General features: G+C 53.3%; 15 protein-coding genes. 7 read left to right on the top strand and 8 right to left on the bottom strand.

Features of this window, described 5'->3' with window-relative positions; genetic code table 11:
• Positions 1 to 168: 168 nt before the first annotated feature.
• Positions 169 to 996 (top strand): prephenate dehydrogenase/arogenate dehydrogenase family protein, encoded by an 828-nt coding sequence (locus ABWV47_RS04210; RefSeq protein ID WP_353308643.1) that lies wholly within the window; start codon positions 169 to 171, stop codon positions 994 to 996.
• 72 nt (positions 997 to 1,068) lie between these two features.
• On the opposite strand, the gene ABWV47_RS04205 is transcribed toward ABWV47_RS04210, so the two are convergent.
• On the bottom strand, positions 1,069 to 1,662 hold the full coding sequence (locus tag ABWV47_RS04205) for a GcrA family cell cycle regulator (protein ID WP_353308641.1): 594 nt from the start codon (positions 1,660 to 1,662) through the stop codon (positions 1,069 to 1,071).
• Between the two features lie 158 nt (positions 1,663 to 1,820).
• On the opposite strand from ABWV47_RS04205, the gene ABWV47_RS04200 reads away from it, so the two are divergent.
• Positions 1,821 to 2,645, top strand: coding sequence for an ABC transporter permease (locus tag ABWV47_RS04200; RefSeq protein WP_422063950.1), 825 nt, complete (start codon positions 1,821 to 1,823; stop codon positions 2,643 to 2,645).
• A 93-nt stretch (positions 2,646 to 2,738) separates the two neighbouring features.
• Here ABWV47_RS04200 and ABWV47_RS04195 read toward each other — a convergent pair whose 3' ends face one another.
• Both ABWV47_RS04195 and gap read right to left on the bottom strand, forming a co-directional pair.
• Entirely contained in the window at positions 2,739 to 2,882 is a 144-nt protein-coding gene (locus tag ABWV47_RS04195) for a hypothetical protein (RefSeq protein ID WP_353308639.1), read from the bottom strand.
• Positions 2,883 to 2,972: 90 nt separating this feature from the next.
• Positions 2,973 to 3,971 carry a type I glyceraldehyde-3-phosphate dehydrogenase gene (gene gap, locus ABWV47_RS04190; protein ID WP_353308638.1) on the bottom strand — a complete coding sequence of 333 codons (999 nt, stop codon included), beginning with the start codon at positions 3,969 to 3,971 and terminating at the stop codon, positions 2,973 to 2,975.
• Between the two features lie 327 nt (positions 3,972 to 4,298).
• On the opposite strand from gap, the gene ABWV47_RS04185 reads away from it, so the two are divergent.
• Together ABWV47_RS04185 and ABWV47_RS04180 are read left to right on the top strand one after the other, a co-directional pair.
• Entirely contained in the window at positions 4,299 to 4,757 is a 459-nt protein-coding gene (locus ABWV47_RS04185; protein WP_353308637.1) for a (2Fe-2S)-binding protein, read from the top strand.
• A gap of 3 nt (positions 4,758 to 4,760) precedes the next feature.
• Complete coding sequence (locus ABWV47_RS04180; protein ID WP_353308636.1) at positions 4,761 to 7,001, top strand: xanthine dehydrogenase family protein molybdopterin-binding subunit; 2,241 nt, start codon at positions 4,761 to 4,763, stop codon at positions 6,999 to 7,001.
• A gap of 41 nt (positions 7,002 to 7,042) precedes the next feature.
• On the opposite strand, the gene ABWV47_RS04175 is transcribed toward ABWV47_RS04180, so the two are convergent.
• Positions 7,043 to 7,807 (bottom strand): enoyl-CoA hydratase/isomerase family protein, encoded by a 765-nt coding sequence (locus tag ABWV47_RS04175; RefSeq protein WP_353308634.1) that lies wholly within the window; start codon positions 7,805 to 7,807, stop codon positions 7,043 to 7,045.
• Between the two features lie 192 nt (positions 7,808 to 7,999).
• Between ABWV47_RS04175 and ABWV47_RS04170 the strand changes: the two genes are divergently transcribed.
• Positions 8,000 to 8,389 (top strand): response regulator, encoded by a 390-nt coding sequence (locus ABWV47_RS04170; RefSeq protein ID WP_353308633.1) that lies wholly within the window; start codon positions 8,000 to 8,002, stop codon positions 8,387 to 8,389.
• A 6-nt stretch (positions 8,390 to 8,395) separates the two neighbouring features.
• Here the strand turns inward: ABWV47_RS04170 and ABWV47_RS04165 are convergent, their stop codons facing one another.
• Both ABWV47_RS04165 and ABWV47_RS04160 read right to left on the bottom strand, forming a co-directional pair.
• On the bottom strand, positions 8,396 to 8,734 hold the full coding sequence (locus ABWV47_RS04165; RefSeq protein WP_353308631.1) for an Hpt domain-containing protein: 339 nt from the start codon (positions 8,732 to 8,734) through the stop codon (positions 8,396 to 8,398).
• On the bottom strand, positions 8,721 to 9,539 hold the full coding sequence (locus tag ABWV47_RS04160) for a sensor histidine kinase (protein WP_353308630.1): 819 nt from the start codon (positions 9,537 to 9,539) through the stop codon (positions 8,721 to 8,723). The genes ABWV47_RS04165 and ABWV47_RS04160 overlap by 14 nt, the downstream gene beginning before the upstream one ends.
• A gap of 93 nt (positions 9,540 to 9,632) precedes the next feature.
• Between ABWV47_RS04160 and ABWV47_RS04155 the strand changes: the two genes are divergently transcribed.
• The gene (locus tag ABWV47_RS04155) at positions 9,633 to 10,097 is read left to right on the top strand and encodes a hypothetical protein (protein ID WP_353308628.1); all 465 of its coding nucleotides are present in this window, start codon (positions 9,633 to 9,635) and stop codon (positions 10,095 to 10,097) included.
• A 228-nt stretch (positions 10,098 to 10,325) separates the two neighbouring features.
• Here the strand turns inward: ABWV47_RS04155 and ABWV47_RS04150 are convergent, their stop codons facing one another.
• Entirely contained in the window at positions 10,326 to 10,706 is a 381-nt protein-coding gene (locus ABWV47_RS04150; protein ID WP_353308627.1) for a hypothetical protein, read from the bottom strand.
• A 543-nt stretch (positions 10,707 to 11,249) separates the two neighbouring features.
• Between ABWV47_RS04150 and ABWV47_RS04145 the strand changes: the two genes are divergently transcribed.
• Entirely contained in the window at positions 11,250 to 11,843 is a 594-nt protein-coding gene (locus ABWV47_RS04145) for an acyl-homoserine-lactone synthase (RefSeq protein ID WP_353308625.1), read from the top strand.
• 11 nt (positions 11,844 to 11,854) lie between these two features.
• Here the strand turns inward: ABWV47_RS04145 and ABWV47_RS04140 are convergent, their stop codons facing one another.
• Positions 11,855 to 12,934: a response regulator gene (locus ABWV47_RS04140; RefSeq protein WP_353308624.1), complete on the bottom strand. Its 1,080-nt coding sequence runs from the start codon at positions 12,932 to 12,934 to the stop codon at positions 11,855 to 11,857.
• Between the last annotated feature and the right edge of the window lie 4 nt (positions 12,935 to 12,938).

Below are 12,938 nucleotides of genomic sequence, written 5' to 3'. Positions count from 1 at the left end.
TCGGCATGAACAACATAAGCATCTTTTTTGGCATGTATTATCCTCTGTCCACATAGTGGCGGGGTCTTTTGCATCTTCATCTGCCGCGTTTGACGGGGATGAAGCCAAAGAACAGACTTCCATTCATATCCATCCCTGAAGGACGTGGCCCAAATACGGGGCCTGACCATGGGACTGAACACAAACATAAATTCTGCGCGCGGTATGATGAACAAACAACCTCTAGATGTGGGGTTGGTGGGGTTTGGCGGTTTTGGCCGCCTCATTGTGCGAGAGCTTGCGGCACACTGCGACCTGACGATTTGTGATCCTGCCTTCAGCCGTGCGTTGATGCCTGATGGGCGGCGGGTGCCACTTCAGGGGCTGGCGGAAGTGGCACAATGTAGCATTGTCATTCTGGCGGTGCCTGTGGCGCGCATGGCGCATGTATGCAGAGCTTTGGCACCACATTTGCGCCCCGGTACGTTGGTCGTGGATGTTGGTTCGGTGAAAGTCGCGCCGATTCAGGACATGCGTCGCCATTTGCCGGAGCATGTAGAGGTGTTGGGGACCCATCCACTTTTTGGCCCGCAAAGCGCGAAAGAGAGTGTGTTGGGGCGCAAAATTGCGTTGTGCCCTGTACGCGGAAGCCGCTGGCGTCGTGTGGCCGCGTTCTTGAAAGCACGCGGACTGGAGGTGATCGTGACCACCGCTGATGCACACGATAGGGAGCTGGCGATGGTGCAGGGCGTCACCCATCTGATTGGCAAGGTGTTGAGCGATTTGGGGCCATTGCCAGAGCGTTTGACCACAGCGAGCTTTGATCTTCTGCGCGAGGCTGTTTGCATGGTTCAGGATGATCCGCCAACTGTCTTACATGCTATCGAGGTTGCAAACCCCTACGCGGCAGAAGTGCGAGAAGCTTTTTTTGCGCAGGCTGAGGAAATGCGGCGTCAATTTGAGACACAGAGCGACACGCACCCCACGCAGCCGCCTCAGGTGAAATTGGTGGGATAGGTTAGTGGTGCCGCAAAATCAAAAAGCCTCGCGATCTGCGAGGCTTTTTATATGTCTGTCTTTTATGTGGCGTTACCGTTTGCGATCGCGGCGCGCGCTCATAGGTTGGAAAGCCACACCAACATGGGCTTCGCAATACGGTTTGCCAGCCTGTACAGGCAAACCGCAGAACCAGAATTCTGAAGTCGCAGGATCGCCTACGGGCCATTTACATGTGCGCTCTGTCAGCTCCATCAAGGTCAATTTTTTAGCGGATTTTTCCACCTCATTGACTTTGGCAAGCGCCTCCGGGCTGATTTCATTGGCGGAAGGCTGTGGTGGCAGGGGTTGGCCAGCCGGAATAATAGCCTTACGCAGCGAAGTGGCGGGTTTTGCGGCCACGGCAGGCTCGGTTTTGGGCTCTGGTTTTGGCTCCGCCTTTGGCGCAGCTTTGGCGGTTGCTTTGGGCGCGGCCTTGGCCTTGGGCACGGCTTTCTTGGCCTCGGCTTTGGGTTTTGCGTCAGCTTTCGCCCCACCAGTGGCGCGGTTGGACAGGCCCAGACGGTGCACTTTGCCAATCACCGCGTTGCGGGTTACCCCGCCCAGCTCTTTGGCGATCTGGCTGGCCGATTGGCCCTCGCCCCACATTTTTTTCAACAGCTCTACGCGCTCGTCGGTCCAGGACATCCGTCACTTCCTCAGCTAAAAAGCGGCCCTTTGTCAGGCCGCCTCTGCATTTCTTGATCAGGGGTCTATTCTAATCACCACAGCCCGAGTTACAAGGCGAAGAATCACTGCTTTGGCCAGCCATGGCGCTGCGGTCACAGGAATACGGGGAAATGGGCATGCAAAATCCGGCGTCGGACCAAGAAACGCACCTTCAAATGGGTGTCCGTCGCTTTGGACGGGTGAACTGGCTCGGCCTTGGCACGTTGGCCAAGCGTGAGATTTTGCGGTTTGTAGCCGTCTGGACGCAAACCCTTCTGGCACCATTGGTCACGGCAGGCTTGTTCCTACTCATTTTTTCAATCGCCATTGGACCCAGCCGCGGGGATGTCATGGGGGTGCCGTTTCTGACCTTCCTCATTCCGGGTATTATGACGATGACGGTGATCCAAAACGCGTTCGCCAATACGTCCTCCTCAATTGTCATTTCTAAAGTTCAGGGCAACATCGTGGATACGTTGATGCCCCCGCTTGCTCCGCTTGAGTTGGTGTTGGGATATCTGGCTGGTGCCGTGGCGCGCGGCCTGTGTGTTGCAGTGGCGATTTCACTCGCATTGTGGATTGTGTTGGGGCAGGGCGTGGCCCATCCAATTTGGGCGCTAACTTTTGTGTTGCTTGGTGGCGCCATGATGGGAGCGGTTGGCATTGTTGCAGGTATTTTTGCCAACAAGTTCGATCAGATGGCCGCAATCACAAATTTTATTGTCACGCCTTTGGCGTTTCTGTCTGGCACATTTTATTCTGTCAGTGCTTTACCGGAGGTGTTGCAAACCTTCACACGAGTGAACCCGATTTTCTATCTGATCGATGGCGCGCGTTATGGGATGATTGGTGTGTCGGATGGCAGCCCTATACTTGGGCTGGCAGTGGTAACTGGCGTGACACTGGCGTTATGCGGCTTGGCTTGGCAGATGCTAAAAACGGGATATCGGCTCAAAAGTTAGAGACCTTTGGAGCCTGAGAATGGCCCGCGTTGGATAGGTTTCAGATGTGTTTGGGCCGCGCTCTTTTGATCTTTGCAAAACCGAGCCAGCAAGTCAGCGCCAGAAGGCCGTCCACTCAATCAGGTCGAAAAATTTCTTGGTGATCAGCAAAGAGGTCGCGCTGTCGTTAAACACCATATCCAAACCCAAGCCGGTCAGGATGAGCAAAACCAAAAATACGGCAATTGGATTGGTCATAGCGCGTTGCGCCCCCTGATATAGAATAGTGGTCGGATTCAGATATGCCCGACCCGGTCAAGAGGCGCAAGATCGTGTCTCAGATGTCGCTTAGATGCGGCCCATCTTGGCGGCCACATCTGCCATGCGCGCAGAGAACCCCCATTCGTTGTCATACCATGCAAGCACACGTACAAGGCGTCCGCCCAGTACTTTTGTCTGATCAGCCGCAAAGGTCGCGCTTTCGCAGGTGTGGTTGAAGTCCACAGACACCAAAGGTGCTTCGCAGTACCCCAGAACACCTTTCATCTCACCGGCGGCTGCTTCGGCCATAACTGCGTTCACATCGGCTGCGGTTACGTCTTTGGATGCGGTAAACGTTAGATCAACAGCGGAAACGTTTGGTGTCGGTACGCGGATGGCAGAGCCGTCCAATTTTCCCTTCAACTCCGGCAGCACTTCACCCAAGGCTTTGGCGGCTCCTGTGGAGGTTGGGATCATTGACATGGCGGCAGATCTTGCACGGTACAAGTCACTATGACGGCGGTCCAAGGTTGGCTGATCCCCGGTGTAGGCGTGGATCGTGGTCATGATTCCGCTTTCGATGCCAAAAGCGTTGTTGAGAATTTTGGCCACAGGCGCAAGGCAATTGGTTGTACAAGAGCCATTGGAAATCATGTTGTCATTGGCTTCAAGCTGATGATCGTTCACGCCAAACACGATTGTTTTCTGGACGTTCTTTGCTGGTGCAGAAATCAGCACTTTCTTTGCGCCGCGCTCCAGGTGTTTGGCGGCCTTTGTGCCATCGTTGAATTGGCCGGTACATTCCAGAACAATGTCCACGCCGTCCCAATCGAGTTCGTCCATGTCATAGGTCGAGTACATCCGCATTGGGCCTTGGCCCACGTCCATGGTGCCATTGCCAGCAATCACTTCGTTGCGGAAACGGCCATGAACACTGTCATAACGGATCAGGTGCGCGGCGGTGTCTAAAGGGCCGGTAGCATTGACCTTTACAACCCGCACATCCTCGCGAGCTTCTTCAGCAATGTGCATAAGCGTGCAGCGGCCGATGCGACCAAATCCATTGATGCCGACGGTAACAGTCATGCGGAGCTCCTGTGCTGCTCTGAACGTTGAGAAGTTGCCTTTTGCTATAGAGCCGCAAAAGTCTTTTCGAAAGGTAAAAACCTGTGAAAATTTAATATGTTAGCGTTAAACCTGAGTGGTGCCGCTATCGGTTCCGCTCACGGTATCGCTAACATTCAAGTTGGAGTTTCTGCGGTGCGGCAGAAGTTTTCGGCGTGATTCGTACGTCCTCGTGAAACCGTGCCAATGAGAGTGTAGTTTGGCACGATCTGCGAGTGGAATTACGGAGCGAAGGGCTATCCTATATGAGAGAAGGTAAAACGCGCCAAAATGAACGGGAGGCCGCTTATGCAACTGATCGTGGATGGAAAACCTTATACTGTGGATGTCGAAGACGACATGCCATTGTTGTGGGTGCTGAGAGACGAGCTTGGTATCAAAGGGGTGAAATACGGATGTGGCGTTGCTGCATGCGGAGCCTGCACGGTGCACATCGACGGTGTCGCTGTGCGCTCCTGCCAGACAACGATGTCTGATGTGGAGGGGCCTGTGACGACCATCGAAGGTTTGGGGCAACCTGATGCTTTGCATGCGGTGCAGGAGGCTTGGGTTGAGCAGCAAGTGGCGCAGTGCGGATATTGCCAATCTGGTCAGATCATGCAGGCTGCGTCTTTGTTGTCTGAGATTTCAAACCCGAGCGACGCTGACATCGATGAAGCGATGGCGGGCAACTTGTGTCGCTGTGGCACGTATCCTCGTATTCGCGCGGCAGTTAAGACTGCCGCCGCAAAGCTGCAGGGGGCGTAGGGTATGGGTAAAGTCGGAAAAATTGCACGCCGTACGTTTTTGGTTGGCGCGGCTGCTGTGGCTGGCGGTGTGGCGTTTGGCGTCTATAAAGTGCGCACGCCGTATGACAACCCATTGGAAAAAGATCTCGCCGATGGCGCAGCGACGTTTAACCCATGGGTGCTGATCGACAACGAAAAGATCACTTTGATTGGCCCACATGGCGACAAGGGCCAGGGCATCATGCATGCACAGGCGGCGTTGATTGCAGAAGAGTTGGATGTTGAATTCGGCCAGTTCGAAACAAGCTTTGGCAAGCCAGACAAAGCCTACTGGAACACAGCGATGGCCGATGATGGCGTGCCATTCATGTCCACGGACACAAGCTTCGGTGCGGAAACGATGCGCAGCGTGATGGGCGGCATGATCAAGCTTATGGGGCTACAAGGCACTGGTGGATCAAGCGCAGTGCCCGACAGTTTTGTAAAGCTGCGCGAAGCGGGCGCTGTTGCGCGGGAAACTCTGAAACTTGCTGCGAGCAACCTAAGCGGCGTGCCAGTTGCCGACCTTAAGACAGCCAATGGTGCGGTTATGCTGCCAGATGGCACAGAACTAAAGTACACAGAGCTTGCAGCCGAGGCAGCAAAACTTGATCCCGTGACCGCGATCACGTTGCGCGCGCCGTCTGAGTGGCGTTTGATCGGCAAGCCCATGCAACGTATTGATATGGTGTCGAAATCCACAGGCACGATGCGTTACGGTGTCGATCTTGAGATCGACGGTGCTGTTCAGGCGGCTGTGGTATGCAACCCTCGTAAGGGCGGTGGCATGAACAGTTATGACGCGAGTGCTGCGAAAAACATGCGCGGTGTTCAAAAAATTGTTGAGGTCACGGGCGGTGTGGCGGTTGTCGCGGATAACACATGGCGTGCGCTCAAGGCGGCAGAGGCCATCGAGTTTGATTGGGCTGACGCGCCTTACCCTGCCGAGCAGGATGCGCACTGGGATGCGGTCGCGGCATCATTCACCGATGAGCTGCTCGACAAAGAGTGGCGCAATGATGGAGATGTGGTCTCAGCCATGGCCGTTGGTCAAGCGCTTGAGGCCGAATATCGCGTGCCTTACGTGGCCCACGCGCCGTTGGAGCCATTGAACGCGACGGTTCTGGTTGAGGACAACAAAGTCACCGTTTGGACCGGCCACCAATTCCCACGGATGGTGCAGCAGCAGGTGGCTGCGATTACTGGACATGAGGCCGAGCAGGTTGATTTCATCAATCTTTACATGGGCGGCAGCTTTGGCCATCGGTTGGAATTTGATCACATCAAGTTGGCAACCGAAGTGGCCAACACCATGCCGGGAACGCCGGTGAAGTTGACCTACAGCCGTGAAGAAGACTTTGCGCATGACTACACGCGTCACATTGGCATGGCGCGTGGTGCGGGCGCGGTAAAGGACGGCAAAGTCGTCGCCGCAGACCTTCAGGTTGCAATGCCATCTGTGATCGTTTCGCAGATGGGAAGGATCGGACTGAACATACCTGGACCTGATACCCAGATTTCGGCAGGCGCTTGGAACAACCCCTATGGCCTCGAAAACTTCCGCATGCGGGCCTATCGTGTGCCAGAATTGGCACCAGTGTCGAGTTGGCGCTCGGTTGGAGCTTCTGCTGGTGGGTTCTTCTTCGACTGTTTGCTGGATGAGTTGATCCACGAGGCGGGAGCTGATCCGCTTGCGGAACGTATTCGTTTGATGGAGCACGACGTAAGTCGCAAGGTTTTGGAAGCTGTGGGGGAGATGTCCAATTGGGGCAGTCCACTTGCCCCCAATAAGGGACGCGGCATCGCGTTTGTCGAGAGTTTTGGCGTGCCTGTTGCTGAGGTGATCGAAGTCACCAACACGGATGATGGTATCAAGATCGACAAGGTTTGGGTTGCGGCCGATGTGGGGACGGTTATCGACCCAGTCAACTTTGAAAACCTTGTTCAAGGCGGCGTGGTCTTTGGACTCGGGCATGCGATGAACAGCGAGATCACCTATTCTGATGGGATGGCGGAGCAGGCCAACTATTGGGATGCGGAGGGCATGCGGATGAATCAATGTCCGGAAATCTTTGTGCGTGGACTTGAGAATTCGGACAAAGTGCGCGGGATTGGCGAGCCACCAGTGCCTCCTGCCGCGCCAGCTTTGGCCAATGCGATTTTTGCGGCTACCGGGCAACGCATTCGCGAGTTGCCGCTCTATCATCACATCGATTTTGTGTGACGTTGAAAAAGGCCCGCCAAACTGGCGGGCCTTTTTAAGCTTCAGTTCGTTTTGAACTTTGGTGCGCGTTTTTCGAAAAAGGCTGCGCGCCCCTCTTTCGCGTTTTCACTGCCAAGAAAAAGTGGCTGTAAGTCCCGCTCATAGTCGATGGCGCGGTCCAACCGGCCTGAATCAAACGCCTTGATAGCGCGGAGAGCCTCTGGGCCAAGGGTTTCTACATGTTTGGCCAAGTTCAGCGCAGACTCCAGTGCGCGACCATCGTTGACCAATTCATCCACCATGCCCCAGCTTTCAGCCTTACTCGCATCCACTGGTTTTGCGTATAACATGAGTTGTCGCGCGCGGGACTGACCGATACGCGCTGGCAAAGACGCCAGAAGGCCATAGTCTGGCATCAACCCAATCTTAGGAAAGGCCGCCATGAAACGCGCCGATTTTCCGGCAATCACCGTGTCGCAAAGCATCGCAACCGCCATGCCTGCACCTGCTGCCCAGCCTTCGACAGCGGCAATCACAGGGACCGAAGCGCCGGTGATCTGATTTGCGAGGAGCTTGACGTGTTCGAAATTGGTGCGCTTGACGCGCATCGGGGCGTCCATGGCGGAGATGTCACCGCCTGAGGAGAAGTTGCCACCAGCTCCGGTCAATATAATGGCGCGAATGGAGGCGTTTTCTTCGGCCTCGGTGAGGGCGTTTGATAGATGAATGCGTGTGTTTAGACCAATAGGGTTCAAGCGGTCAGGATCGTTCAAAGTGATGACCACCGCATTTCCAATGCGTTCTTGGTTTATGGGAGGCACGGTCATTTGGTTCTCCTATTGGCTGCAAATGGCATCTGCAGCTTAAGCGGTTGCTAAAACGGAACAAGGTTGGTGATCGGTGTTCAACGTGACGTAATGCACATAGAAGAAGGAACGCGGATTGTTTGCCGAATTGCGCCTTCCCAAAGAGTGATCGTGTGGTTACGGTTTCGAGCGCGGGGAACTGGGGCACTGACAATGACTGAAATTCACAAAATTCTGCATGTAGAGGATGACCCCGATATCCGAGAAATCGCCGCGCTTGCGCTAGCCGATCTGGGCGGGTTTGAGGTGTTGCAATGCAAAGGTGGAAGGGAAGCTATTGAAAAGGCTTCTGACTTTGTACCAGATTTGATTGTGTTGGACGTTATGATGCCGGGAATGAGCGGCTTTGAGACACTGGCTGCCCTGCGCGAGCAGCCGGGTTTGTCGATGACGCCAGCGGTGTTTATGACGTCAAAAGACATTTCATCGGAGCACCAATCTGAGATCAGCACCACAGCGATAGGGGCAATACAGAAACCCTTTGATCCAGTGGCCTTGCCTGATCAGCTACGTGACATGGTTGCAAATGCGCAGGACACATAGTGCGACCTATGCTGCGTCGATGAGCTGATTTAGTTCTTCGCTGAGATCATCGGTGACCAGCAGTATGGTGTCAAATTGTACTCTGTTGGGAAGAGCGTGCCGCATAGGCTCAAGAAGCGTTTCAGAACGGCGTGCCAATTCACCGAGCTTTTGAAAGCCGTAGGTGTCGCTGATCCCTGACAGGCGGTGGGATGCGAAGTATAGCTTTTCGAGCGCGGCTGTTTGCGGGCCATGTTCCAGTAGTGTGGCAGTTAAATCTTCAATTTCTGCTTCGCGATCCGGAAGGCCTGACAAAAAACTCTGGCGCAACACTGCGAGTTTTTTCTGAAGTTCAGTCGGCGACATCGAAGGCCTCTACTGGGCGCGGCGGTAGCTCAATGCTGATATCGTCTTCGGTGTCGCACAGTGGGAAGATCGCGAAGAACCGGGTGCCTTTACCGGGGAAGCTCTCAAAATCAATGGACGCGCCGTGATCTTCGACGATCTGGCGCGCGATAGACAGGCCGAGACCACTGCCGTCAAAACTCCGACAATCAGAATTGTCGACCTGCGAAAATTTGGCAAAAACCAGATGGCGGTTGTCGTCTGAAATACCAATGCCGTGGTCACTCACTTCCAAGACAGCACATCCGTCAACCAGCCGCGCCCCCAATTCAATAAATCCACCGCAATGAGAAAACTTCACAGCGTTGGACAGAAGGTTGTCCAGCACTTGCATCAGCCGTTCGCGGTCGGCACGAATGGTGAGCGGGATCGCGGGGGGGACCGTTTTTACAACGATATTATATTTGTCGGCGTAGGGGGTTATGGATTGGGCAGCTTCAGTGATCAGTTCGCTGAGATCGACCGGGGCGAAATGGTAAACCATTTTGCGGGCTTCCATTTTTTGAATGTCGAGAAGATCATTGATCAATTTGCTGAGGCGCTGGCCATTCTTATGCGCAATGTCCAGCATGCGGTTGGCACTTTCGGGGTTTCGGGACAAATCCGTTTCACGCAAAAGTGTCAGTGACCCGATGATTGAGGTTAGTGGGGTACGCAATTCGTGGCTGACGACCGAGACGAATTGTGACTTGATCTCATAGCTTTCTCGCGCCCTGTCGCGTTCAGCCCGCAAATCATCCATCTGGTCCAATGTGCGTTGATACATGCGCAGAAATATTGTCGAGCATTCGAGCACAAAATATAATACAAACAATGATGTAGCAAAGTGCATCCACATCTTGGATGTGAAAGCGGCGTCATGAATGAGAATGTCGAACGCTGGGATGAAAACAAAGAGGGCGCCGTAGATGATGAGGCGCATGGCCAGGACTTGTGGCAATTGGTGGTTGTTCACGGCTGCAAACAGACCCGCAGCAAACAAGAAGAACAAAGATGTAAAATGTTCGGTTGGACCTTCCAGCCGGGCCAACAGCAACGTGAACGTTGCGATGGATATAGAAGACAACAGATTAGACAAAAACAAGCGCCGCAGCAGTTTATGGCTGTGGCGGAGCGAATGGTCGGTGCGGTTGATCACCCGAAAACAAATCGCACTATCAAACAAGTCGGCGGCCTGCACCAGAAGGTAGCAAAAGGCGGCCAATGGCCACGAGTAATAAAATCCGCACAGAAAACCCGCGCCTGCGTAGATACCTTGTCGTTGCCAAAACAGCGCTACGCCACCATTCGCGAAGTCGTGTATTTGCTGTTTTATGCGACGTGAGTGTTCTACGCGCGGATGTTTGGCAGGACGCAACAGCTGCAACCGTTTGGCTACAGCTCGCATAAGGGGCCGTGCACGCCACGGCCGTAATGGGTGTTCAATGTGCATTCTGCGACATCCGGAATTGATCTTTGAGTGGTTTGCAGACCCTGCGGCCGGCTTTAAGATCTAGTTAACGCGCCGAATGTGTTCTGAACGTGGTTAGCTCTCGTCAAGAATGGGAAATCGTTAGTTGGGGCGAGAGGTCTGAGCGGTCGAGAAAACGCGCCCATCATGTTTCAAGTCAGAGCCAGCTTCAAATTGGACAAAGTCCAGCAGTTCAAAGGTGGTGTCTACATGCCCACGTTGATGCGGTACATATCCAGATTGGTCAAATGTGCCAGTAGCTTCAATGATATCACCGGGCGAGACATTGGCGCGGAAACGTTCAATCAAATCTTGATCTCGCACTGTAAAGCTGACCCGTTTGGGGTAGCGGAAACCTGGCGCCTCTGCGTCTGTTGCGGTCGTCGCAGAAATATCCACCAACAACCTTGGTTCCGGCTCGGACAGCAGTAGCGTATGGGCAATCTCACCCTTTACGTGAAAATTCAAAAAGTATGCCTGCATGGCAATCCCCTGTTGATGCTTACTTTATAAGCGCTGTTGAGGCCGATCCTTTTAAAACAAGGTGGCATTTTGGTGTTTTGGCCGAGGAGATTTTGAGGTGTTGGCACGCCTCTACCCTAGCGGTGTCCCAACCTTCGGGAAAAAAGGTTGATAGAGTGTAAACCATTTAGGCGAAATTCAGCTAAAATTTTTAAAACTGTGTTCGTAGCGCTGTAGCGCCCCTCAATTTCGAAATGGTGAGATTTTTCGGTAGATGTTGGCGAAAATTTATGTCTCAATCGAATAAAAGGTGTTTTAGGGGTTGGGCACTCCTTCTCGGCTGGGTTGTGTTGAGAAATGCAGGAGTGCTATTCATGTGAGCGGTTTCTTAATGTTGCAAGTGGGTGGGGTCCAGACCTCCGACTATGTAGCTTCTCGCTTCGATTTCCCTGTGTGTTTGGTTCTAGGTGAAAATTGGTGATTGTACGGTGCGCGCCAGAATGGTCGTGCCGATGTGTGAGTTTTTTGGTTTCAAATTGGGGCAATAGAATATCCGGAGAACTTATGGATATGCTGACAACGACCCTTTCGTTTGAAAACATGCACAAGCATGGCGAATTGATGGTCAATCTGCTGAGGGCGCGCAAGCAGTCCTTCATAATTCAGAACAATTGGGACCTGCCAGAGGTGGCGGGGATGGAATACGATCAATACGACACGCCTGCCAGCAGTTGGATTGCGGTACATGAAGGAGAACGTGTTCTCGCTGGAGTGCGGTTGACGCCGACAACGGCGCGATGCGGCATGTATTCTTACATGGTGCGGGATGCGCAAAAGGGCATGCTGGAGTCCATACCAAACAATTTGTTGTATGACGAAGCGCCGATCGATCCGGGCGTTTTAGACGCGAGTCGCGTTTTTGTGGCGCGCGATGTGCCTGCGACCCAACGCAAAAAAGTGCAGTTGCAATTGATGCAAAAATTGATTGCAACCGCGAAGGCCATGAATGCGCATCAGGTCATGGGGTTGGTTCCGGCGATCTGGCCGCGTTGGATTCGTCCGCTTGGCTTGGTTGCAGAACCGGCAGGGCCAGTTATGCTTGTTGATGGCCTACCTGTTCAAGTCGCACTTATGGACTTAAAGCGCAAAAAACATTGATGTTTTTGACTTTACCCAAATGCGGCCATGGTTGGTCGCATTTCGGAATCGTCTTTTAGCGTATCTTGCAAGAGGTTCTCATAAGCACGACGTTCCATCTCTGTTTGAAACCCGCTGCCTGGATGCAAACGCACAGCTTTTCGCAGGGATGCAACCCCTGTGTTTTCAGACCGAGCACGGATCTCAGCGTTGAGCGTGGCCTTTTGAACCGCTACTAAAGCCCCTGTGCCACGCCACGAGTGCAACTTTTGCGGCTCCCCTACGCTTACTCTACACTGAAGCCCGTCCATTTGGGTTGACGGAATATAAGCCAACCGGTCATTCATTTCCGCTTCAATTCGTTTGTGTGAAAGCTGTCGTTTGTTCGGCACAAGGCACAGAAACAGCCCGTTTCCACGATAAGTTGCGACAGCATCGTTGTCAGCCACTACGGACATCAGTTCACTGGATAGATCGGTCAGGAAGTGGCGAAAAGACACCGGCGGCAGTGTTTTGTAAGCTGTTTCAATGCCTTTAACTTTTGTTGCAAAAGCCGCTTTGGACTTGAGTTCCGTGCGCGACAGGCTAAGCAAATGGTCTTCGAAGCTTACGTAACCCAAGACCTGTGTGACCCCCATGAGCTCAACCGGTTCGGTCAAGCTGTGGCTGGTATTGTGCATAAGATCACGCTTTAGCGAAACCATTTCCCACGATTTTTCTGCAACGCGTTTGTGTTCGGATACAAGTCGGCCGGCTATGGAAATACGACTAAACAGCTCCAAGAAATCGAAGGGCTTTGTGACAAAATCTGTGGCACCTGCAGCGAATGCAGCGTCGATGTACTTCTTTTGCGAGGTGGCTGTGAGCATCAAGATTGGTGTGCGTGCATGCCCCTTGGTCTTCCGAATTCTGTGAACCAGCGTGATGCCATCCATTATCGGCATTTGAATGTCTAATAGGAAACAATCAAATGGGATTTTTGCTTTGGCAATGGTTCGGATTGCCTCCGGGCCTGAAGCCGCCGTCACAATGTGATGCTTCGTTTTTGTCGACACGGCTTCGGTCAGAAGCGCACAAATGCTCTCATCGTCGTCTACAGCCAATATTTTCATCGCT

Origin of the sequence: Shimia sp. NS0008-38b (assembly GCF_040370365.1) — a bacterium.
Classification (GTDB): Bacteria; Pseudomonadota; Alphaproteobacteria; order Rhodobacterales; family Rhodobacteraceae; genus Shimia.
The sequence above is the reverse complement of the archived record's forward strand: the minus strand, read 5'-3'. Positions and strand labels throughout refer to the sequence as shown.

What these genes read in the sequence shown, in the direction of transcription:
- ABWV47_RS04185 (WP_353308637.1), top strand. Translation starts at nt 4,299, where the DNA reads ATGCAACTGATCGTGGATGGAAAACCTTATACTGTGGATGTCGAAGAC.
- ABWV47_RS04140 (WP_353308624.1), bottom strand. Translation starts at nt 12,934, where the DNA reads ATGAAAATATTGGCTGTAGACGACGATGAGAGCATTTGTGCGCTTCTG.
- ABWV47_RS04210 (WP_353308643.1), top strand. Translation starts at nt 169, where the DNA reads ATGGGACTGAACACAAACATAAATTCTGCGCGCGGTATGATGAACAAA.
- ABWV47_RS04165 (WP_353308631.1), bottom strand. Translation starts at nt 8,734, where the DNA reads ATGTCGCCGACTGAACTTCAGAAAAAACTCGCAGTGTTGCGCCAGAGT.
- ABWV47_RS04200 (WP_422063950.1), top strand. Translation starts at nt 1,821, where the DNA reads ATGCAAAATCCGGCGTCGGACCAAGAAACGCACCTTCAAATGGGTGTC.
- ABWV47_RS04180 (WP_353308636.1), top strand. Translation starts at nt 4,761, where the DNA reads ATGGGTAAAGTCGGAAAAATTGCACGCCGTACGTTTTTGGTTGGCGCG.
- ABWV47_RS04155 (WP_353308628.1), top strand. Translation starts at nt 9,633, where the DNA reads ATGAATGAGAATGTCGAACGCTGGGATGAAAACAAAGAGGGCGCCGTA.
- ABWV47_RS04160 (WP_353308630.1), bottom strand. Translation starts at nt 9,539, where the DNA reads ATGTATCAACGCACATTGGACCAGATGGATGATTTGCGGGCTGAACGC.
- ABWV47_RS04205 (WP_353308641.1), bottom strand. Translation starts at nt 1,662, where the DNA reads ATGTCCTGGACCGACGAGCGCGTAGAGCTGTTGAAAAAAATGTGGGGC.
- ABWV47_RS04145 (WP_353308625.1), top strand. Translation starts at nt 11,250, where the DNA reads ATGGATATGCTGACAACGACCCTTTCGTTTGAAAACATGCACAAGCAT.
- ABWV47_RS04175 (WP_353308634.1), bottom strand. Translation starts at nt 7,807, where the DNA reads ATGACCGTGCCTCCCATAAACCAAGAACGCATTGGAAATGCGGTGGTC.
- ABWV47_RS04195 (WP_353308639.1), bottom strand. Translation starts at nt 2,882, where the DNA reads ATGACCAATCCAATTGCCGTATTTTTGGTTTTGCTCATCCTGACCGGC.
- ABWV47_RS04170 (WP_353308633.1), top strand. Translation starts at nt 8,000, where the DNA reads ATGACTGAAATTCACAAAATTCTGCATGTAGAGGATGACCCCGATATC.
- gap (WP_353308638.1), bottom strand. Translation starts at nt 3,971, where the DNA reads ATGACTGTTACCGTCGGCATCAATGGATTTGGTCGCATCGGCCGCTGC.
- ABWV47_RS04150 (WP_353308627.1), bottom strand. Translation starts at nt 10,706, where the DNA reads ATGCAGGCATACTTTTTGAATTTTCACGTAAAGGGTGAGATTGCCCAT.